Source organism: Nonomuraea insulae (assembly GCF_042656245.1).
On sequence record NZ_JBHSPA010000055.1, the window covers coordinates 27,444 to 46,915 of the forward strand.

Here is a 19,472-nt window from a genome sequence, read left to right on the forward strand (position 1 = left end):
GGTACCGATCAGCAGCGCGGCCGTGCGTCTATCCAACAACCCGGCCGCCGCCGCGGATGTCAGCGACGAACCACTTGTCGCCCTGCTTTTCGACGGTCAGGCGATAGACCTGCTCCAGCGTGCCGCCGACCGCCGCTGGGTCGGTGGCGTTGGGAGTGGGCGGGGCGTCGCCTGCCGGCACAGCCCACACCACGACCGCCTGGATCTCTCGGGTGGCACCCCCCACAGGCACCACGACTTCCTTGAGCTGCGAGAAGGTGAACGCGCCGCCGAAGCTGGGCAGGCTCTTGCCCGCGGCGACGTAGCGCTGCAGCCCGGCGACGTTGCCGGAGGCGTATTCCTGGAAGAAGCCCTCCAGTTGAGGCTTGAGCTCGGCGGCGGCCGCGTCGTCGGCCTCCGGCGCGGCCACCTGGGGCAGGTCGGCCGGAGCGGGGGCGGGCAGGATCGCCGGGCGGCCGGACACGACGAAGCGCCCGCCCTCGTCGTCGCCGGAGTAGTAGATCGGCACCGACAACATCATCCGGCGGGGGCCGGACTGGAAGGCCACGCTGACCACGGCGTTCTTGCCGTCGCTCGGCTCGACGTCGTAGGGCTGCACGGCGACGGCCGCCAGCTTGCCGTAACCGTCCCAGCCCATCTGCGGGTCCATGCCCTCGGCCAGGAACGCCTTCAGCTTGTTCGACCTGCTGGCGGCGTCTTCCGGGCTGAAATTGAGATAGACCCCGGCGAACTGGGCGGCGAATGCCATGCCGCGGTCCGCGGGGAATCCCTTGTCGGCCTGCACGGCGCCATTGGGCGTAGCAGGCTCTTGCTGGGTAAACCGCTCAAATGGGGCACGAACCCCATTCACCACGATAACCAGAATAAGCGCCCAAAGAACGATGCGGCCGGTCCACACCAGCCATCGTCCGCCGCCACCCGACCAGCCACCGCGCCGCGGCCTGCGGGGCGGCGGCGCGTCGAAGTCAGCCGTATCGAGGGTTGCGGAAAGCCCGGGCCCGTCAGCGATCCGAGGATCGTGCTGGACGGTAGACCTACGAGCCATCACGCCTCCGCTCGCGCCGATCCCCCCGGCTGGCGCGGTGTCGTCCGTTGCCGATCCCCATCATCCGCGGTGAAGTCACCCTATCCGGTCTCCGCCATTGTTCCAGGAAAGCCACGCCCATGCTGCGGCATGACCGTCCTGAACGGCAAACCGGGCCCGTATGACAGGCCACAGTGCCGATTCCTGTCACTTCCCGGTTGAATCGGCTTTTGACCAGGCCAGACGCCTAAAATCGCATAGCGCGGCGGCCACGGATTCCTGTCCAAAATAGGCATGGACCGCTCGCGACCTGCGGATTCGGCATGGGTCGGGCGGAGGGCGCGTCAGGCCGGCTCGGGGTCCTGCGAGGTGCGCGCCTGACGCCTGCTGTGCAAATCGACGACCGTCGGCCCGACCGCCCGCTCCAGCGAGCCGCGCAGATCGGCCAGCATCTCGGCGGGCTCGCGCTCTCTCATCCGGTTCGCCATCTCGTTGCGCTCGTCGACCTTCCTGCGGAGGTACGCCTCGCGGTTGACGCGCAGGCCGTACATGAGCTCGACCCTGATGAGGGCGAGCTCCTCCTCAAGGCTGATGCCGGCGAGCGTGGGCGCCGGGCGTCGTTTCCGGATGATGCGACGGATCATGATGGCCTCCCGAGTCAGCGTGAACGCCGTGACGATTCGACGCGCGGGGGCCCAAAGTGGTTGACGCATCAGTTGTCCCGGGATCAAACATCCGGTCGCATCCGGGAATCAGCCGTCCAAGAGGGCTTCGCCGCCGTTCGCCGTCGGTAACCTACTGTAACGAAGACTCGCTCTACGTGATTGGACTCATGACATGCGACGAATGGCCGCCGCGCTCCTCACCGCCTACGCCCTCACGGGGTTCTCCCCCGCCGCCGCCGCGCCCGCCTGGGTGACCGCCGGCGAGTGCACGGACGACGGCGGCAAGATCACCCCGGTCGGGGAGGGCATGGCGATCTGCAGCGGCGGCATGTGGGACCAGGAGATGGTCCACCCCGACTGACCGGCTCAGACGTTGAAGCGGAACTCCACCACGTCCCCGTCGCGCATGACGTAGTCCTTGCCCTCGACGCGGGCCTTGCCCGCCGAGCGGGCGTTGGCGATGGAGCCGGCGTCGACGAGCTCGGCGAAGGAGACGACCTCGGCCTTGATGAAGCCGCGCTGGAAGTCGGTGTGGATCACGCCGGCCGCCTCGGGCGCCGTCGCGCCCTTGCGGATCGTCCAGGCCCTGGTCTCCTTCGGCCCGGCCGTCAGGTAGGTCTGCAGCCCCAGCGTCTCGAACCCCACCCTGGCGAGCTGGCGCAGACCCGACTCCTCCTGGCCCACGGACTGCAGCAGCTCCAGCGCCTCGTCCTCGTCGAGCTCGACCAGCTCCGACTCGATCTTGGCGTCGAGGAAGACGGCCTCGGCCGGGGCGACCAGCGTGGAGAGCTGCTCCCTGAGCGCGGCGTCGGTCAGCTCGTCGGCGTCGAGGTTGAACACGTACAGGAACGGCTTGGCCGTCAGCAGGTGCAGCTCGCGCAGCTCGTCGCCGTCGAGGCCGCTCTCGAAGACGGTCTTGCCGGTCTCCAGGACCGCCAGGGCGGCCTCCGTGGCCTCCAGGGCGGCCTTCTTGTCCTTGTTGTTGCGCGCCTCCTTCTGCAGGCGCGGGATGGCCTTCTCGACCGTCTGCAGGTCGGCCATGATCAACTCGGTGTTGATGGTCTCGATGTCGCGCTTGGGGGAGATCTCGCCGTCCACGTGCGTGACGTCGGGATCGCCGAAGACGCGGATGACCTGGCAGATCGCGTCGGTGTCGCGGATGTTGGCGAGGAACTGGTTGCCCCTGCCCTGCCCCTCCGAGGCGCCCTTGACCAGGCCCGCGATGTCGACGAACTCGACCTTGGCGGGCAGGATGCGGGCCGAGTCGAAGATCTCGGCCAGCACGGGCAGCCGGTCGTCGGGCACGCCGACGATGCCCACGTTGGGCTCGATGGTGGCGAACGGGTAGTTCGCCGCGAGCGCGTTGCCGGTCTTGGTCAGCGCGTTGAAGAGCGTGGACTTACCGACGTTGGGCAGGCCGACGATGCCTATCGAGAGACTCACGGAGAGCGAGTTTACTTGCTGAGGACGTACAAACAGGTCACCGGACGATAGCCGCCGTCGGCGCGCAGGTAGCGGCGCGTGGCCTGCGGGCAGTGGGCGTGCGAGACCTCGAAGGACAGGACCCTGGCCCAGGCGTGCGGTGAGTCGCAGGGAAGCCTGGTGACGGCGGATCTGGCGATCACGTCGGTGGCCGGCTCGGCCACGCACGCGCCCCGGTCGAGGACCTGCCCGCCGGGTCCCAGGCAGATCACCCGGTAGTCGGCGTCGAGGGTGTCCAGGGTGCCGGCGGGGCAGACGGTGGCGTCGGGGACGATGGCGACGGCCCTGCCGTACCAGCCGGAGCCGGCGCACGCGCGCTCGCGGGCGTCCAGGGTGATGCAGTCGCCCGCTCTGAGCAGGCCGCCGCCGCCTCCTGGGGCGCCCGGGTGCGGGTCGAGGAAGTTGCGTACGCACGCCGTACGGCCTCCGTCGATCCGCAGGACGTCGTCGGTGTCCACCGGGCAGTCGCCGGGCCCCGGCGGGTCGGGCGCCAGGGCGACCACCTCGGAGTCGCCCCCGTTGCACGCGGTCAGCGCGTACTCGCCCGTCACGCACGCCCCCGGGGACCAGCGCAGCACCGGCCGGGGCCGGTCGGCGTCCCCCGAGCCGGCGATGACGGCCCCGGCCAGCCCGATCAGGGTGACCGCCACGGCGGCGCAGGCTGCGGCCAGCTTCGGTCCCGTGTTCATCCCAGTACTTTGCGTGACCGTCAATGTGCCGCACAAGCGGAATGCCCAAGCGTGTCGGCAAGATACGCACCCCGGAGTCCTGCAATCATCGATGGAGTGGATGTCGTCTCGCTTCTCATAGGTCTCGCCGTCGGGCTGGTCATCGGGTTCCTGGTGGCCAGGACACGGGCGGCGGTGCGAGTGGCCGAGGCAGACGCGCGGGCCAGGTCGGCCGCCGAGAAGCTGGTCTACGTCGAGGGGCAGCTCACCGAGCGTTTCCAGGCGCTGTCCACACGCGCGCTCGACGTCAACAACGTCCGTTTCCTCGAACTGGCCGAGACCAGGCTCGCCGCCAGCCGCGCTGAGGCCACCGGCGATCTGGAGCAGCGCAAGCAGGCCGTCGAGCACCTGGTGGAGCCGCTGAAGGACGCTCTCACCCGGGTCGAGGCGCAGCTCCGCGACACCGAGTCAGGCCAGCGGGCGGCGCGGGCCGAGCTGGCCAAGCAGATGGAGTTCGTCCGTCAGAGCCACGAGCAGCTCCGCTCCCAGACCACCGCCCTGGTCAGGGCCCTGCAGCGGCCCGAGGCGCGCGGCAGGTGGGGCGAGCTGCAACTGCGCAGGGTCGCCGAGATCGCCGGCATGCAGCGCCACTGCGACTTCGACGAGCAGGTCACCGAGGGCTCCATGCGGCCCGACATGGTCGTCAGGCTGGCCGGCGGCAAGAACATCGTGATCGACTCCAAGGTCTCGCTGGCGGCCTATCTGGAGGCCGCTGAGGCGTCCGACGAGTCGCTCGCGACCGTACGCCTCGACGCCCACGCCCGGCACGTGCGCGAGCACATCGACCGGCTGGCCGCCAAGTCCTACTGGCAGGGCTTCAATCCCTCGCCCGAGTTCGTGGTGCTGTTCATCCCCGGGGAGGCGTTCCTGGCCCCGGCGCTCGAACGCGATCCCGGCCTGCTGGAGTACGCCATGATCCGGCGCGTGCACATCGCCACGCCGACCACGCTGATCACGATGCTGCGCACCGCGCACTACGCCTGGCAGCAGGCCGCGCTCAGCGAGAACGCGCGGGCGGTGTTCGAGCTGGGCAAGGAGCTGTACGAGCGGCTGTCGTCCCTCGGCAGGAACGTCGAGTCGCTGGGCAAGGCTCTGACGCGGTCCGTGGAGGCGTACAACAAGTCGGTCGGGTCTCTCGAAAGCCGCGTCCTGGTCACAGCGCGCAAACTGCACGATCTGGGCGTCGTGGACGGTGATCTCGAGTCTCCCGAGATGCTCGAAACGCTGCCCAGGCCCCTGGCCTCCCCCGAACTGCTCGAAACCTCATCTCTGATTTCCCACGCGAACGGTAAGTTGGCCAACGGGTCGCAGTGAACGGGGAGGGCCAGTGGGTGAGAAGGGCAGGCGTGCTGCCGTCAGGCTGACCGCTCGCGGCGCCATCGCGCTCGCCCTGGTGGCCACCCTGGCGGGCTATGTGCTGACGGCCGTGTTCGAGGTCGAGCAGATCGTGGGCGCGGCGTTCGTGCTGGCGAGCCTGCTCGGGGCGCTGCTGGTCAACCGGCGCGAGCTGCTGTCACTGGTGGTGACGCCGCCGCTGGTGTTCTTCTGCGCCACGCTGTTCGTCGAGCTCGGGCGGGCGTTCGGGTCGGTGTCGATCGTGCAGTCGCTGGCGCTGGGCCTCTACACGTCGATGACGCGGGGGGCGCCGTGGTTGTTCGCGGGCTCGGCCATCGTGCTGGGCGTCGCGTGGCGGCGCGGGCTGCGCGAGAACGTGCGCGAGCTTCGCGAGGAGCTGAAGGCGGGCGCGGAGGTGTCGCGCCCGCGCCAGCCGTTCGTACCCGAGCCTGAGGGCTATTTCGAACCCAAGATGTACGGGAGCCCACGCGGCGAGGACTAGGACGCCCGCAGGTCCTTGCGCAGCTCGTGGGGCAGGGCGAAGCGCATGCTCTCCTGCACCGGCTCGACCTCGCGCACGTCGTCGAACCCGTGCTGGGCCAGCCGCGCCAGCACCTCCTCGACCAGCTCTTCCGGCACCGAGGCGCCGCTGGTCACGCCGACCGTGGTGACGCCGTCGAGCCACTCGTCGCGGATGAACTCGGCGTTGTCCACCAGGTAGGACTCCTGCGCGCCGTAGTCCTTGGCCACCTCGACCAGCCGCTTGGAGTTGGAGGAGTTCTCGGAGCCGACGACGATGACGAGCTGCGACTCGGCCGCGATCTCCTTGACCGCCACCTGGCGGTTCTGGGTGGCGTAGCAGATGTCGTCGCTGGGCGGGTCGATCAGCGTCGGGAAGCGCTCCTTGAGCCGGGCCACGGCCTCGGTGGTCTCGTCGACCGACAACGTGGTCTGCGACAGCCACACCAGCCTGCTCGGGTCCTTCACCTGCACCTGGTCGACCGCGTCGAGGCCGTCGACGAGCTGGATGTGGTCGGGCGCCTCGCCGGAGGTGCCCTCGACCTCCTCGTGGCCCTCGTGCCCGATCAGCAGGATGTCGTAGTCGTTGGCGGCGAACCTCTTCGCCTCGTTGTGCACCTTCGTCACCAGCGGGCAGGTGGCGTCGATGGTGCGCAGACCGCGCTGCTTCGCCTCCTCGTGGACGACCGGGGATACGCCGTGAGCGGAGAACACCACGATCTCCCCCTGCGGGACCTCCTCGGTCTCGTCGACGAAAATGGCGCCCCTGGCCTCGAGCGTCTTGACGACGTGGGTGTTGTGAACGATCTGCTTGCGCACGTAGATCGGCGCGCCATACTGCTCCAGAGCCTTCTCGACCGCTACGACGGCTCGATCGACTCCGGCACAGTAGCCTCGCGGCTTGGCGACGAGGACTCGGCGGGAAGTGGGGGTCTGGGGCTCCATAGTTTCTATGCTACGTGGAGCGGCCATCTGGCCCGCGCGTGCGTGGTCGCCCGCTGTGCGCCAGACTGGCCGTCCAATACTGACCTCCCAGGGAGACGTTCATGTCCCTCAGCGACGTGATACGCAACATCGCAAAGACCGTCACCAACAAGGACGAACTCAAGGAGAAGGCAAAGGATCTGCCTCTTCTGGTCGTCCAGACCACACTGAGCGCCGCGGGGCAGGCGCTGCTGCTCGTGGACCGCGTGAAGAACTCCATCAAGGGGCTCGGCGGCAAGGAGCAGCGCGAGGAGGAGGAGTACGACTCCCGCCCCTCCGCGGCCCAGCAGGTTGCCGCCACCCCGGCCGAGGATGAGGAGAAGGCCGCGCGCAAGGAGCCGGTCATCTTCTCGCCGCGCCCCGGCACCGCCGAGCCCAACGGCGTCGCCAAGACCAAGCCGGACCCGGTCATCTTCGCGCCGGCGGGCAAGACGGAGTCCGCGACCGCCACCGAGCCTGAGACCGCCCCCAAGGCTCCCGCCCAGCCCGAGAGCGCCCCCAAGGCCGCCAAGACGGACGTGGCCCCCAAGCCCGCCGCCGAGCCCGAGACCGCCCCCAAGGCAGCCGTCGCCGAGCCGGAGACGGAGGCCACCCCCAAGGTCGCCGAGCCGGCCGTCGCGCCCGCAGCCCCCAAGGCCGTCAAAGAGCCCGTCGCCGTGGAGGAGCCCGCGCCCGCCGCCGCTCCTGAGACCAAGGCCGCCGAGCCGACCCGCGCGCCCGAGCCCGCCAAGGCCCCCGAGCCCGCCAAGGCTCCCGAGCCGGCCGCCTCCCCCGTGGCCGTGGACCTGACCGAGCCCCTGCCCGGCTACGGCGACCTCACCGTCGCCTCGCTGCGTGCCAGGATGCGCGGCAAGAGCGCCGAGCAGATCGGCGACTTCCTCGCCTACGAGAAGGCCACGACGGCGCGGCCCGAGGTCATCCGGATGTTCGAGAACCGCCTCGCCAAGCTCCAGGCCGGGGAATAGGTCACACCGAACCCGTAGTCTTCCGCCATGACCTCGAAGACCACGCCCGAGTCCCCTCTGCCGATCCGCACGGTCCTGCAGATGGTGGGCGGCTGGATCGGCAGACTCGGCACGGTCTGGGTCGAAGGCGAGATCACCGACCTGAGCGCGCGTGGCGGCACGGTGTTCCTGACCCTGCGTGACCCGGTCGCCAACGTGTCCGCCAGGGTCACCGCCCCGCGCGGTGTCTACGAGGCGACCGTCCCGCGGCCGGCCAACGGCTCCAGGGTGGTGCTGCACGTCAAGCCGGACTTCTGGGTCAACAAGGGTTCGTTCGCCTTCACCGCGCTGGAGATGCGCCCGGTGGGCGTGGGCGAGATGATGGTGAGACTGGAGCGGCTCAGGCAGCTGCTGGCCACCGAGGGGTTGTTCAACGCCGACAGGAAACGGCGGCTGCCGTTCCTGCCGGGCACGATCGGGCTCATCTGCGGCCGCGAGTCGGCGGCCGAGCGCGACGTGCTGGAGAACTCCCGCAGGCGCTGGCCCGCCGTGCGGTTCAAGGTCGAGGAAGTGGCCGTGCAGGGGCCCTACGCGGTGGCCGAGGTGACCGAGGCGCTGCGCAAGCTCGACGCCGACTCCGAGGTGGAAGTGATCGTCGTGGCGCGCGGCGGCGGCTCGCTGGAGGACCTGCTGCCGTTCTCCGACGAGACGCTCGTGCGCGCGGTGGCCGCCTGCCGCACGCCCGTGGTCAGCGCGATCGGCCACGAGCAGGACAGCCCGCTGCTCGACATGGTGGCCGACGTGCGCGCGTCCACCCCCACCGACGCGGCCAAGAAGGTCGTGCCCGACGTCGGGGAGCAGCTCACGCTGGTGCGCCAGCTCCGCGACCGGGGCCGCAGGGTGCTGAGCGGCTGGCTCGACCGGGAGATGTCCTGGCTGACGTCCGCCCGCTCGCGGCCCTCGCTGGCCGATCCCGTACGCGAGCTGGAACGCCGGGCCGAGCAGGCCGAGGCGCTGCGCGACCGGGCCAGGCGCTCGCTGTCGGGCTCGCTCGACCGCGCCACCGACGACCTCGCCCACCTGCGCGCCCGCCTCGTCGCCCTGTCGCCGGCGGCCACGCTGGAGCGCGGCTACGCCATCGTGCAGCACCAGTCCGGCGACGTCGTGCGCCTGGCGAAGGACGTCTCCCCCGGCACGGTGCTGACGATCCGGCTGACCGACGACCGCCTGACCGTGCGCACGGAGGAGCCGGACGAAACCGGGGGCGCGTGACGGATCCGGGGTCTACCTTCGGCGCATGAGAGGACTCACCCAGGTCGCGCAGCACGCCGACGACCTCGACAGAGCCACCGCCTTCTACCGCGACGTGCTGGGCCTGCGGCACATCGCCACCTACCGGCCGCCGGGGCTGGCCTTCTTCGACCTCGACGGCGTACGCCTGCTGATCGAGAAGGGCGCGCCCTCCGCGGTGCTCTACCTCGCCTCCGACGACCTCGAAGCGGACGTGGCCCGGTTACGTGCCCACGAGGTCGCCATCGTCGAGGAGCCGCACCTGATCTTCACCGACGACGGCACGTTCGGCACACGTGACAAGGAGATCAGGATGGCCGCGTTCAGAGACTCGGAGGGCAACCTGCTCTGTCTCATGACCTAGTGACGGCCTCGGCCAGGACGGTCAGTCCTGACTTGATCTCCTCGATCGTCATTCCGCGCTCCTCCCGCTGGAAGGCGATCAGCCAGGCGTTGATCGGCGCGAGCAGGGCGTCGGCCGCGTACGCGGCGTCGATCCGCGGGCACGCCTGCGCGAGCAGGGTGGCGAGGTGGACGTGGTGCACCTGGTAGGGCCCGGTGAACCGATGCGTCTTACCCCGCTCCAGCAGCAGGAACAGCCCCTGCTGCGCCACGATCCGATCGACCAGCGCGTGCAGGAACGCGATGATCCGCTCGCCCGCGGGAGCGCCGGGGCCGAGCGGCGGCGGCCCGGCGAAGAAGGCGGCCTGGAAGCGCCTCTCGTGCTCGTCCAGCAGCGCCAGCGCGAGCCCAGCGCGGTCGCCGAAGCGCCGGTAGACGGTGCCCACGCCGACTCCGGCGACGATGGCGACCTCGTCGAGTGAGAGGCTCTCCGCGCCGCACTCGTCGACCATCCTGGCGGCCACTTCGACGATCTTCTGCCGGTTCCGCGCGGCATCGGCCCGCTCGGGCTGGGATTGCCCGAGAACAGGAAGCGACCGGCGTTCACGCACGGGCCTGAGCATACAACTTGTAAACGGAGAATTCTCCAGTTAGGCTTCCAAGCGGAGAATTCTCCGATTATTAGGGAGCCAAGGATGGCCAGCGATTTCAACGAGAAGATCATCGAGGAGTTCCGGGCCAACGAGGGCCGGGTCGGGGGCATGTTCGAGGGCTCCCCGCTGGTGCTGCTGACCACCACGGGAGCGAAGAGCGGCAAGCCCACGACCACGCCGGTGATGTACCTGGTGGACGACGACCGCTACGTGATCATCGCCTCCAACGGCGGCGCCGACCGTCACCCCGCGTGGTATCACAACCTGCTCGCCGCCCCCGAGGCGAAGGCGGAGGTGGGGACGGAGGCCTTCGAGGTGAAGGCCGTGTTCATCGAGGGCGAGGAGCGCGACCAGCTCTACGCCCGGATGGTGGCGCAGGCGCCGGGGTTCGCGGAGTACGAGGCCGCGACCACCCGCCGCATCCCGGTGGTGGCGCTGAACAGGACCGCCGCCTGACCTGATCTCCCCCCGAGGTGGCTAGAAGGGGGTGTCATCGGAGGTGGGCTCGGAGCGGCGGGCCATGGCGGCGGCCAGCTTGACCCGAGCCCCCTGCAGCCACTCCTCGCAGACGGCCGCCAGCTTCTCCCCGCGCTCCCAGAGCTCGATCGACTGCTCCAGGGTGAGCCCGCCGGTCTCCAGGCGGCGCACCACCTCGGTCAGCTCCTCGCGGGCCTGCTCATATGAGGGTGCCTTCTCGTCTGCCACGGCACCACCCTAAAGGTGCCCGCCGACAACATCGGCCTCAAGCGCGCGATCAGCCCTGGGGTCGTTGTTGCAGGAGTGCCGCCAGTTCGCCCAGCTCCGTCCAGTCGGCGGTGCCGGTGATGACGAGCGTCACGTCGGGCAGCACGCGCACCAGCGAGCGCTGGTTCTTGTCCTCGCGGAAGCGCTGCTCCCACGCCACGCCGCCGACCTGCTGCGTGCCCGTGGCCTTGTCGCTGTTGGCCATGCGGCCGGCGAACCCGGCGGCCGGCTGCTCGTTGCTCTGCGCGAACATCGCGTGCTGGCGCTTGGCGGTGGCGTATCCCAGGTAGAGGACCTGCGCGCCGCTCTCGCCCTTGGCGATCCTGTTGCTGTTGGGCACCCAGTTGACCGGGTCCTGCCGGGGAGCCCACACGCCGAAGGGCACCGCGTGGCCGAAGTTGGCGACGGTGATGGAGTATTCGACCCGGGGAATGTGCTCCTCCCGGCTCTGCGGGGTGACCAGCAGGAACACTCCGGCCCCGGCGAGGCAGACGAAAAGGGCTACCGCGTAGCCGTACAGACCTTGGGTGAACCGTCGCACAGTTGGCGAGGTTACCCGCTGGAGGGGGCGGTCGCCGAAGTGGCCGGGCGGATCTGGCCGATGATGGCCAGCACCTCCTCGGCCAGAGCGCGGTCGTCGGCGAGCACGACCTCGGACACGGCGGCCGCCAGCGCCCCGGTGACCACCACGACCAGGGCGGGCTCGTCCTCGAACAGCGCCGCGTTGCGCTGCGCCCACTTGCGCAGCCGATCGCGCATGACCACCTCGAAGCCGGGCGGCCCGTCGCCGCGCAGGAACAACGCGGCCAGCTCGCGCTCCTCCAGGCAGCCGTCGAGGTAGGCGCGGGCGGCGCTGACGAACACGCGCATCGGGTCGCTCTCGCCGGCGGCGCGGGCCGTACGGGCGGCCTGTTTGGTGCGCTGCGTCTGCCTGGCCTGGAACTCCTCCCACAACGTGAGGTAGAGATCGGCTTTGCCGGAGAAGTGGTGGTAGAGGCTGCCCACGCTCGCGTCGGCCTTGGCCACCACGTCCGTCACGCCCGCCTCGGCGAACCCTTTCGAGACGAAGACCTGCCTGGCGGCGCCGAGCAGCGAGCTGCGCGTGGCGGCCCCCCGCTCGGACGTGCGCGGTTGGGCGACCTCGTTTTCCACATCGCTCATTCGGGATCTCCTCCACGGCGGGGCGCCACGCTCCATCTTGGAGGCAAGATCCTTGGCGCGCACAGCGGACGTGCAAAGTCCGTTCTTCGTAAGCAGATTATCCCCCTCTGTCCGGGAAGAGGCTGGCAACTACGATCGACATAGATGTCCCACGAGGAGGCCCTTCACCATGTCCGACCAAACGTCCGTGCCGCCGGCGCTCGCCACCAGCGAGCACGCCCCTGATCGAAACCTGGCGCTGGAGCTCGTCCGCGTCACGGAGGCGGCCGCGATGGCGGCGGCCCGATGGGTCGGCCGGGGAGAGAAGAACGGCGCGGACGGCGCCGCGGTCAACGCCATGCGCCAGCTCATCAACACCGTCTCGATGAACGGCGTGGTCGTCATCGGCGAGGGTGAGAAGGACCGCGCCCCGATGTTGTTCAACGGCGAGCGCGTCGGCGACGGCAGCGGCCCCGACTGCGACGTGGCGGTGGACCCCATCGACGGCACCCGGCTGACGGCGCTGGGCATGCCCGACGCGGTGTCGGTGATCGCGGTGAGCGAACGTGGCTCGATGTACGACCCGTCGGCCGTGTTCTACATGGAGAAGCTGGTCACCGGGCCCGAGGCGGCCGACATGGTGGACATCGACGCCCCCGTGGCCGCGAACATCAACGCGGTCGCCAAGGCCAAGCACTGCTCGCCCTCCGACGTCACCGTGGTCGTGCTCGACCGGCCCCGGCACGAGAAGCTGGTCGAGGAGATCAGGGAGACGGGCGCGCGCATCAAGTTCATCACCGACGGCGACGTGGCCGGCGCGATCATGGCGGCCCGCGCGGGCACCGGCATCGACCTGATGCTGGGCATCGGCGGCACGCCCGAGGGCATCGTGGCCGCGTGCGCGCTCAAGTGCCTGGGCGGCGTGATCCAGGGCAAGTTGTGGCCGCGCGACGACGCCGAGCGCGGCAAGGCCATCGACGCGGGTCACGACCTCGGTCAGGTGCTCACCACGAACGACCTGGTCAAGTCCGATGACGTGTTCTTCGCGGCGACCGGCATCACGCACGGTGAGCTCATGCAGGGTGTGCGCTTCCGTGCCGGCTCGGCGGTGACGGAGTCGCTGGTGATGCGCGGGCGGTCGGGCACGATCCGCAAGATCGAGAGCGAGCACCAGCTCTGGAAGCTGCGGGCGTACAGCGCGATCAACTTCGACACGGCCGGCTGAGCACTAGCGGCGGCGCTTGCGGCGGGGCGGTTCCTTGACCTTGACCTCGCCCGCGAAGTTCGTCGTGCGCACCTCCACGACGGGTGCACCCGGCTCGGTCGGCTGCTTGGTCAGGCGGACCGTCTTGTCCTTGGTCACCCGGATCACCTCCAGCCCCTCAGGGACGTGGATCTCCAGCCCGCCGAAGACGAGGGTGGCGTTGATGACGATCCGGTGGTTCTGCAGGATGGCGTCGCGGAAGTCGAGCTTGGTGGTGCCGAACATGGCCGTCACACCGAGCTCGGCGGGCACCACCCAGCGCCCGCCGCGCTGCTCCTTCTTGAAGATGGCGGAGACCGGCCGGCCGTCGAGGTTGAGCGGCTGCTGGTCGGCGGGCAGGAGGTCGGTGGTGAGGGCGGCCAGTTCGCCGAGCGTGCGCGCGGAGTAGAGCACGCCGAGCCGCTCCTCCAGCTCCTCCAGTGTGATCCGCCCGTCGGCGTGCGCGTCCTGCAGCACCTGGGCGATGCGTTCGCGGTCGGCGTCGGACGCGCGCAGCTCGTGCGGCTGCGGCACGTCCTCCGGTGCCGGAGGACGGCGAGCCGACACCCACTCTTCGGCGATCCGTTCCCCGACTTCCTGCAGCTTCGGCAACCACGATCCCGCGCGTTCGTTCACACTTCTGACGATATCCGGCGCTCGCCCAGTTCGCTTGCCCCGAATGGGCTGGTGTCAGCGGATTCTGGCGAGCAGTCCGGCTATCTCCTCCGCGAGTTCCGCGTTCACCTCGGCGTGGCGGTTGAGCAACCGGTACCACATCGCCCCGAAGACCAGGTCGACGGTCAGTTCCAGATCCACGTCCGGGGGCAGGACGCCGCGTTCCAGCACGGACCGCAGGGCGGCGCGGCGCGGCCCGATGATGGTGGCACGCAGGTCGGCGGCCAGCTCGGGATCGGACTGCGCGTCGGCCATCAGCCCGACCACGATGTGTCCCGAGACCCCCTGCGCCAGCGTGAACGTCTGCTCCAGGAACGCCACGAGGTCGGCCCGCGGGTCGCCGCTGTCGGGCGTCGGTGGCATCCGCTCGGCCATGACCTCGGTCAACGCCTCCAACAGGACCTGCGCCTTGGTCTGCCACCACCGGTACACCGTCTGCCTGCCGCTCCCGGCGGCCTGCGCGATGCCCTTCATGGTGACGCCCTGGTAGCCGTCGCGGGCGCACAGGTCGAGCGCCGCCTGGAGGATCGCTTTCCTGGCCGCTTCGCTGCGCGGTCTGCCTGTCATGGCGCCACTTTACAAGACACGATGCCTCGTTTATATTCGAGGCAAGATGTCTCGTATTGAGAGGAACGCAGCGATGCGAGTAGTGATCGTGGGTGGCACGACCGGTATCGGCCTGGCGGCGGCGGAGCGGCTGGCCGAGGGCGGCGCCGAGGTGTTCGTGACGGGCCGCTCGGAGGAGCGCCTGGAGGCGGCGCTGAAGCGGCTCGACATCCAGGGCGCGAGCGTGGACGCGCGCGACCCGGAGGCGACGCGGGCGTTGTTCGAGCGGATCGGCGCGTTCGACCACCTGGTCGTCACGGTGACGAGCCGCGGGGGTGCCTCTCCGCTGAGTGAACTGACCGGCGAGCGGGTGGCCGCCGCCGTGAACGACAAACTGATCCCGCACCTGATGACCGCGCGGGCCGCGCTCGCCGGCGGGTTGAGCCAGGAGGGGTCGATCACGTTCGTGTCGGCGGCGTCGGCGGGCGCGGCCTACCCCGGCACCTCCCTGCTGGCGGCGGTGAACGGGGCGATCGAGGCCACGGTGCCCGGCCTGGCGGTCGAGCTCGCGCCCGTGCGCGTGAACGCGGTCTCCCCCGGCGTGATCGACACCGACTGGTGGGAGGGCCTCGGGGAGGAGGCGCGGACCGCGTTCCTGGCGGGCACCGCCGCCGGACTGCCGGTCAGGCGCGTCGGCACGCCGCAGGACGTGGCACTGACGATCGAGTACGCCGTCCGCAACTCCTTCCTGACCGGCACCGTGCTGACCATCGACGGCGGAGGGCGGTTGAAGGCCGCATGAGAACGATCCTGATCACCGGCGCCACCGACGGCCTCGGCCGGGAGCTGGCAGCCAGGCTCGCGGCCGCGGGCGACCTCGTGATCGTCCACGGCCGCGACCCCGGGCGGGTGCGCGAGGCGCGGGAGCGGGCCGGCGGCCGCACCGAGGGCATCGTGGCCGACCTGGCCGAGCTGCATCAGGTGGAGCGCATGGCGGCGGAGCTGCGCGAGCGGTTCGACCGGCTCGACGTGCTGGTCAACAACGCCGGGGTGGCCGGCGGCAAGCCGTCCTCCGGCCGTCGGGAGAGCGCGGACGGCATCGAGCTCTGCTTCGCGGTCAACTACCTGGCCGGATACCACCTCACGCGACGGTTGGCGCCGTTGCTGACCGCGTCGGCGCCGGCCCGCGTGGTCAACGTGGCCTCCGCCGGCCAGCAGGCCATCGACTTCGACAACCCCATGCTGACCACGGGATACAGCAGGCAGCGCGGCTACGCCCAGAGCAAGCTGGCGCAGATCATGTTCACCTTCGACCTGGCCGAGGAGCTGGCGGGCACGGGGGTGACGGTGAACGCGCTGCATCCGGCGACGTTCATGGACACCTCGATGGTGCGCGAGGCGGGGGTGCGGCCGATCAGTAGTGTCGGCGAGGGGACGGCGGCCACCCTGCGGCTGGTCGACGAGCTCGACGGGGTGACCGGGCGCTACTTCGACCAGCGGCGCGAGAGCCGGGCCGACGCGCAGGCGTACGACGTGGAGGCCAGGAAGCGGCTGCGTCGGCTCAGCGACGACCTCATCGCGGGGGCTTTCTCAGGAAATTCTTAGGAATCCCCGCCCTTGTCCGGCCGTTGTCCAGAACATGCATCAACCGGCGCGATGGGGTCTGGGCGCGGCAGGCGCGGGCGTAGCGGTGATCGTGGGCCTGGAGGTGACGAGCTTCGGCGAGATGAACCTGCTCAGGCGGACCATCAGCGAGCACGGCATGGGGCCCGGCGGCTGGATCTTCGGGCTCGGGGTGGCCCTGCTGGCGGCCGGGTCGGTGGCCATCGGCGTGTCGCTGGCGCGCAAGCGACACGCCGGGGTGTTCGGCACCGTCGCGCTCATGGGCTGGAGCCTGGGGCTGTTCATGACGGCCTGGTTCGAGAAGCACGACTGGTCGGTCGGGCCGAGTGTGAGCGGCAGCATCCACCGGGCGGGCAGTTTGGTGGCCTTCCTCTGCCTGCCGCTGGCGGCGGTCGTCATCGCCAGGCCGTGGCGGCACCGGGAGCGGTCACGGGCGACGCTGATGGCGTTCGGGTTCGGGATCTGCTCGGTGCTCTGGGTGCTGGGCATCGGCACCGCGGCGCTGGTCGGGGCCGGGTACGGGCTGCCGTGGTATCGCGTCATGCCGCTGGGGCTGGTGGAGCGCGGCCTGGCCGTCACCGAGGTCGCGGCGCTGCTGGCGCTCGGCGTGTGGGCGGCGGCCGGCAAACGGCTCGACGCGCCCGAGCCTCAGGGGCGCGGCATCGCGATCAGGTCGTCCACGTAGCCTTCAGGGGCGCAGCATCGCGATCAGGTCGTCCACGTAGCCTTCAGGGGCGCAGCATCGCGATGAGGTCGTCCACGTAGCCGCGGAAGACGGCCGCCATGTCCACCTGCTCGGGGTCGATCAGCCACTGCGTCTGCAGGCCGTCCATCATCGCGATCAACCGGTCGGCGTGCGCCTCGGCGTCGAGGCCGGCCAGGAACTCGCCGCGCTCGGCGCCCGTGCGCAGCGCCGCCGCCACGTTCGCGCGCAGGCGCCGGTAGCGGCGCCTGGCCCACTCGTGGCCGGGGTGCCCGGGGGTGACGGCCTCGCCGCTGATCACGGAGAAGAGCTGCACCAGGCCCGGTACGCGGGTGTTGTGCTCCACCACGCCCACCAGGGCCCGCAACGCGTCGGCGCCGCTGGTCAGGCCCAGGTCGAACCTGCGGGAGTCGAGTTCGTCGCGGTGGTCGAGCACCGCGATGAGCAGCAGTTCCTTGCTCTTGAAGTGGTGCAGCAGCCCGGCCTGGGACAGCTCGGCGCGCTCGGCGATGCGGGCCAGCGACGCTCCCCGGTAGCCGTTCTCGGCGAACTCCAGCAACGCGGTGGCCAGGATGCGCTCCTTGCGCGCCGCGCCGGTCGCGTAGCCCCGTTTCACTCCCGGGAGCCTATCTGGTGCTGACGGACCGCCTCCGCTAACCTGACCGCGCCTCACGTTAAGATTCCCCCCGATCAGGAGGCCGCTGTGCCGTCCTTACGTGATCGCCAGGCCCGCGTGGCCACGTACGTCGTCTACGGCGTACAGGGCCTGTCGTTCGCCTCGCTGCTCATCCAGGTCGCGAACCTGCAGGCCAAGCACCGGCTCGACGAGGGCACGCTCACGTTGCTGCTGCTGATCGTGCCGGTGTTCGCCGGGGTCGGCAGCGTGGCGGCGGGGGCGTTCGCCGCCCGGATGGGCAGCAAGCTGCTGCTGCGCGTCGCGCAACCGGTGGTGGCCGCCGCCGTGGTGCTGGCCGGGCTCGCGCCGAACGTGCCGCTGCTGGTGCCGGTGCTGCTGGTGTTCGGAGTGGCGGTCGGCGCGGTGGACGCGGGCATGAACATGCAGGGCGTGGCCGTCGAGCGCCGGTACGGCGTCAACGTGCTGAACGGGTTCCACTGCGTCTGGAGCGTCCTCAGCCTGGCCGGGGCGCTGTGGGTGTCGGCGGCGGCCGACCTGCCGCTGCCGCTCATCATGGCCATCCCCATGGTCCTCGCGGTGGCCGGCTCCCTCTACGCCGGGCCGAACCTGTGCACGATCGAGGAGGAGAAGACCGAAGGCGCGGCCACCGCCGCCGGCGGTTTCCCGTGGCGGCCGATCATCCCGCTCTGCCTGGCCATGGGCTTCCTGTACGTGGGCGACGCAGCCGTCTCCAACTTCAACACGGTCTTCATGAAGGACGTGCTCGAAGCGGGGCCCAGGGTGCTCCCGCTGGCCTACGCCGCCTACCAGGCCACCACGCTGGCCGTCAGGCTCGGCGGCGACCTGGCCGTCCGGCGCTACGGCCCCGCCGCCGTCGTCAGGATCGGCGGTGTGCTGGCCACGCTCGGGTTCCTCGGCGTCGTCCTGGCCCCGAACCAGGTGCTGGGCATCGTCGCCTTCGGGCTGACCGGGGTGGGACTGTCGGTGGTGGCGCCGCAGTCGTTCTCGGCGGCGGGCAAGCTGGACCCGGCGGGCACCGGGGTGGCCATCGCCCGGGTGAACCTCTTCAACTACGTCGGCTTCATCGTGGGCGCGGCTCTGGTGGGCGGGATCGCGGAGGCGGCGGACATGCGGGTGGCGTTCGCGGCGCCGCTGGTGCTGGCCGCCGTGATCATCGTCCTCGCCCCCGGCTTCGAACCGAAGCGCACAGCGGTCACCGGCTGATCGGCCGCGCCTCCCGGCACCGCGCCGATCGGGCGATCCGGCCTGATGCCGCGCTGATCAGCCGAGCCGTCTGGCCGCGCTGATCAGGCGGGCTCCAGCAGGGCGACCGCGGTGTCCACGGCCGCCGCCACGTCGTCGTCCGGCGGGTACAGAAGTGCCCGCCCCACCACCAGCCCGCGCACCCCCGGCAGCCGCAGCGCCTTGCGCCAGGCCGCGTACGTCACCTCGGGGGCGTTCCCCGGATCGCCGCCCAGCAGCAGCGTCGGCAGCGTGGTGGCCCGCATGACGCGCTCCATGTCCGCCACCACCGGGATCTTCAGCCAGGTCCACGCCGAGGTCGCGCCCAGCCCCTGGGCCACGTTGACGGCCCTGATCACGCCGTCGGGCGACAGGTCGGGCCCCGCCCTGCTCGACCAGAACGGCTCCACCATGGCCACCAGCCCGCTCCCGGCCAGGTCGGTGATCGCCCGGCCGCAGGACTCCAGGGTCGCGGCGGTGCCGGGATCGTCGAGGGCGATCCTGCAGAGCATCTTGCCGCCGTCCAGCCGCATCCTGGCGATGGCCCCCGGGTCGTACGCGGTGAACCGGTCGTCGAACTCGAACACCGCCCCCTGCAACCCCCCGCGGTTCATCGACCCGATGACGATCAGGTCGTCGAGCGCCCCCAGCAAGAGCAGGTCCTCGACCACGTCGGGCGTGGCCAGCAGCCCGTCCACGCCGGGCCGCCGTAACGCGACCAGCAGCCGGTCGAGCAGCTCGACCCGGCTGCCCATGGCCAGCGGCCGGCCGCCGACGGCCAGCGATCCCCTGGCCGGATGGTCGGCGGCGATGATCATGAGCTGGCCGCGCGCCCTGAACAACGGCCTGCGCCGCCGGGCCGCCGCCACCTCCGCGATCCGCTCGGGGAACCTCGCCCGCACCTGCCGCAGCTCGCGATAGTCAGCCAACCCCCAGCACCCCGTCCAGGACAC

25 protein-coding genes are annotated in these 19,472 nt (G+C 70.6%); 12 read left to right on the plus strand and 13 right to left on the minus strand.

The annotated features are described in order from the left end of the window. Positions 1 to 28 precede the first annotated feature (28 nt). On the minus strand, positions 29 to 748 hold the full coding sequence (locus tag ACFPZ3_RS41670; protein ID WP_379519891.1) for a conjugal transfer protein: 720 nt from the start codon (positions 746 to 748) through the stop codon (positions 29 to 31). 620 nt (positions 749 to 1,368) lie between these two features. After that, on the minus strand, positions 1,369 to 1,668 hold the full coding sequence (locus ACFPZ3_RS41675) for a hypothetical protein (RefSeq protein WP_379519892.1): 300 nt from the start codon (positions 1,666 to 1,668) through the stop codon (positions 1,369 to 1,371). 193 nt (positions 1,669 to 1,861) lie between these two features. Here ACFPZ3_RS41675 and ACFPZ3_RS41680 point away from each other — a divergent pair, with 193 nt between their 5' ends. Then, positions 1,862 to 2,050 carry a hypothetical protein gene (locus tag ACFPZ3_RS41680; RefSeq protein WP_379519893.1) on the plus strand — a complete coding sequence of 63 codons (189 nt, stop codon included), beginning with the start codon at positions 1,862 to 1,864 and terminating at the stop codon, positions 2,048 to 2,050. Positions 2,051 to 2,055: 5 nt separating this feature from the next. On the opposite strand, the gene ychF is transcribed toward ACFPZ3_RS41680, so the two are convergent. Together ychF and ACFPZ3_RS41690 are read right to left on the minus strand one after the other, a co-directional pair. Next, complete coding sequence (ychF, locus tag ACFPZ3_RS41685) at positions 2,056 to 3,132, minus strand: redox-regulated ATPase YchF (RefSeq protein ID WP_379519894.1); 1,077 nt, start codon at positions 3,130 to 3,132, stop codon at positions 2,056 to 2,058. 11 nt (positions 3,133 to 3,143) lie between these two features. After that, entirely contained in the window at positions 3,144 to 3,860 is a 717-nt protein-coding gene (locus tag ACFPZ3_RS41690) for a hypothetical protein (protein ID WP_379519895.1), read from the minus strand. 87 nt (positions 3,861 to 3,947) lie between these two features. On the opposite strand from ACFPZ3_RS41690, the gene ACFPZ3_RS41695 reads away from it, so the two are divergent. Continuing rightward, positions 3,948 to 5,213 (plus strand): DNA recombination protein RmuC, encoded by a 1,266-nt coding sequence (locus ACFPZ3_RS41695; RefSeq protein ID WP_379520120.1) that lies wholly within the window; start codon positions 3,948 to 3,950, stop codon positions 5,211 to 5,213. Between the two features lie 13 nt (positions 5,214 to 5,226). After that, a complete protein-coding gene (locus ACFPZ3_RS41700; protein ID WP_379519896.1) occupies positions 5,227 to 5,736 on the plus strand; it encodes a DUF6542 domain-containing protein in 510 nt (169 codons plus the stop codon). Here the strand turns inward: ACFPZ3_RS41700 and ACFPZ3_RS41705 are convergent. Beyond that, positions 5,733 to 6,698, minus strand: a complete 966-nt coding sequence (locus ACFPZ3_RS41705; protein WP_379519897.1) for a 4-hydroxy-3-methylbut-2-enyl diphosphate reductase — start codon at positions 6,696 to 6,698, stop codon at positions 5,733 to 5,735. The two genes, ACFPZ3_RS41700 and ACFPZ3_RS41705, sit on opposite strands and share 4 nt — an antisense overlap. Before the next feature lie 101 nt (positions 6,699 to 6,799). On the opposite strand from ACFPZ3_RS41705, the gene ACFPZ3_RS41710 reads away from it, so the two are divergent. Genes ACFPZ3_RS41710 through ACFPZ3_RS41720 form a run of 3 tightly spaced genes read left to right on the plus strand, consistent with a single transcriptional unit; the run spans position 6,800 to position 9,335 of the window. After that, positions 6,800 to 7,702 (plus strand): hypothetical protein, encoded by a 903-nt coding sequence (locus tag ACFPZ3_RS41710; protein ID WP_379519898.1) that lies wholly within the window; start codon positions 6,800 to 6,802, stop codon positions 7,700 to 7,702. A 27-nt stretch (positions 7,703 to 7,729) separates the two neighbouring features. Continuing rightward, positions 7,730 to 8,953, plus strand: a complete 1,224-nt coding sequence (gene xseA, locus ACFPZ3_RS41715; RefSeq protein WP_379519899.1) for an exodeoxyribonuclease VII large subunit — start codon at positions 7,730 to 7,732, stop codon at positions 8,951 to 8,953. 25 nt (positions 8,954 to 8,978) lie between these two features. Further along, complete coding sequence (locus ACFPZ3_RS41720) at positions 8,979 to 9,335, plus strand: VOC family protein (RefSeq protein ID WP_379519900.1); 357 nt, start codon at positions 8,979 to 8,981, stop codon at positions 9,333 to 9,335. On the opposite strand, the gene ACFPZ3_RS41725 is transcribed toward ACFPZ3_RS41720, so the two are convergent. Beyond that, positions 9,325 to 9,924, minus strand: coding sequence for a TetR/AcrR family transcriptional regulator (locus tag ACFPZ3_RS41725; protein ID WP_379519901.1), 600 nt, complete (start codon positions 9,922 to 9,924; stop codon positions 9,325 to 9,327). The two genes, ACFPZ3_RS41720 and ACFPZ3_RS41725, sit on opposite strands and share 11 nt — an antisense overlap. Positions 9,925 to 10,008: 84 nt before the next feature. Between ACFPZ3_RS41725 and ACFPZ3_RS41730 the strand changes: the two genes are divergently transcribed. After that, positions 10,009 to 10,422: a nitroreductase family deazaflavin-dependent oxidoreductase gene (locus tag ACFPZ3_RS41730; protein WP_379519902.1), complete on the plus strand. Its 414-nt coding sequence runs from the start codon at positions 10,009 to 10,011 to the stop codon at positions 10,420 to 10,422. Positions 10,423 to 10,443: 21 nt separating this feature from the next. Here ACFPZ3_RS41730 and ACFPZ3_RS41735 read toward each other — a convergent pair whose 3' ends face one another. The 3 genes from ACFPZ3_RS41735 to ACFPZ3_RS41745 are packed head-to-tail and all read right to left on the minus strand — an operon-like array spanning position 10,444 to position 11,871. Further along, a complete protein-coding gene (locus ACFPZ3_RS41735; RefSeq protein ID WP_379519903.1) occupies positions 10,444 to 10,671 on the minus strand; it encodes an exodeoxyribonuclease VII small subunit in 228 nt (75 codons plus the stop codon). Between the two features lie 49 nt (positions 10,672 to 10,720). Next, on the minus strand, positions 10,721 to 11,251 hold the full coding sequence (locus ACFPZ3_RS41740) for a DUF4245 domain-containing protein (RefSeq protein ID WP_379519904.1): 531 nt from the start codon (positions 11,249 to 11,251) through the stop codon (positions 10,721 to 10,723). A gap of 11 nt (positions 11,252 to 11,262) precedes the next feature. Then, positions 11,263 to 11,871: a TetR/AcrR family transcriptional regulator gene (locus ACFPZ3_RS41745; RefSeq protein ID WP_379519905.1), complete on the minus strand. Its 609-nt coding sequence runs from the start codon at positions 11,869 to 11,871 to the stop codon at positions 11,263 to 11,265. A gap of 169 nt (positions 11,872 to 12,040) precedes the next feature. Here ACFPZ3_RS41745 and glpX point away from each other — a divergent pair, with 169 nt between their 5' ends. Continuing rightward, complete coding sequence (gene glpX / locus ACFPZ3_RS41750; protein ID WP_379519906.1) at positions 12,041 to 13,075, plus strand: class II fructose-bisphosphatase; 1,035 nt, start codon at positions 12,041 to 12,043, stop codon at positions 13,073 to 13,075. A gap of 3 nt (positions 13,076 to 13,078) precedes the next feature. On the opposite strand, the gene ACFPZ3_RS41755 is transcribed toward glpX, so the two are convergent. Both ACFPZ3_RS41755 and ACFPZ3_RS41760 read right to left on the minus strand, forming a co-directional pair. Further along, complete coding sequence (locus tag ACFPZ3_RS41755; RefSeq protein WP_379519907.1) at positions 13,079 to 13,729, minus strand: DUF1707 SHOCT-like domain-containing protein; 651 nt, start codon at positions 13,727 to 13,729, stop codon at positions 13,079 to 13,081. A 54-nt stretch (positions 13,730 to 13,783) separates the two neighbouring features. Continuing rightward, entirely contained in the window at positions 13,784 to 14,335 is a 552-nt protein-coding gene (locus ACFPZ3_RS41760; protein ID WP_379519908.1) for a TetR/AcrR family transcriptional regulator, read from the minus strand. A gap of 73 nt (positions 14,336 to 14,408) precedes the next feature. Here ACFPZ3_RS41760 and ACFPZ3_RS41765 point away from each other — a divergent pair, with 73 nt between their 5' ends. The 3 genes from ACFPZ3_RS41765 to ACFPZ3_RS41775 are packed head-to-tail and all read left to right on the plus strand — an operon-like array spanning position 14,409 to position 16,622. Next, complete coding sequence (locus tag ACFPZ3_RS41765; RefSeq protein ID WP_379519909.1) at positions 14,409 to 15,116, plus strand: SDR family oxidoreductase; 708 nt, start codon at positions 14,409 to 14,411, stop codon at positions 15,114 to 15,116. Next, positions 15,113 to 15,919: an SDR family NAD(P)-dependent oxidoreductase gene (locus tag ACFPZ3_RS41770; RefSeq protein ID WP_379519910.1), complete on the plus strand. Its 807-nt coding sequence runs from the start codon at positions 15,113 to 15,115 to the stop codon at positions 15,917 to 15,919. The genes ACFPZ3_RS41765 and ACFPZ3_RS41770 overlap by 4 nt, the downstream gene beginning before the upstream one ends. Before the next feature lie 34 nt (positions 15,920 to 15,953). Beyond that, positions 15,954 to 16,622, plus strand: coding sequence for a DUF998 domain-containing protein (locus ACFPZ3_RS41775; RefSeq protein ID WP_379519911.1), 669 nt, complete (start codon positions 15,954 to 15,956; stop codon positions 16,620 to 16,622). Between the two features lie 43 nt (positions 16,623 to 16,665). Here the strand turns inward: ACFPZ3_RS41775 and ACFPZ3_RS41780 are convergent, their stop codons facing one another. Then, the gene (locus tag ACFPZ3_RS41780; protein ID WP_379519912.1) at positions 16,666 to 17,256 is read right to left on the minus strand and encodes a TetR/AcrR family transcriptional regulator; all 591 of its coding nucleotides are present in this window, start codon (positions 17,254 to 17,256) and stop codon (positions 16,666 to 16,668) included. Positions 17,257 to 17,343: 87 nt separating this feature from the next. On the opposite strand from ACFPZ3_RS41780, the gene ACFPZ3_RS41785 reads away from it, so the two are divergent. Next, the gene (locus tag ACFPZ3_RS41785; protein ID WP_379519913.1) at positions 17,344 to 18,501 is read left to right on the plus strand and encodes an MFS transporter; all 1,158 of its coding nucleotides are present in this window, start codon (positions 17,344 to 17,346) and stop codon (positions 18,499 to 18,501) included. 83 nt (positions 18,502 to 18,584) lie between these two features. Here ACFPZ3_RS41785 and ACFPZ3_RS41790 read toward each other — a convergent pair whose 3' ends face one another. Further along, on the minus strand, positions 18,585 to 19,448 hold the full coding sequence (locus ACFPZ3_RS41790; RefSeq protein ID WP_379519914.1) for a Cgl0159 family (beta/alpha)8-fold protein: 864 nt from the start codon (positions 19,446 to 19,448) through the stop codon (positions 18,585 to 18,587). Between the last annotated feature and the right edge of the window lie 24 nt (positions 19,449 to 19,472).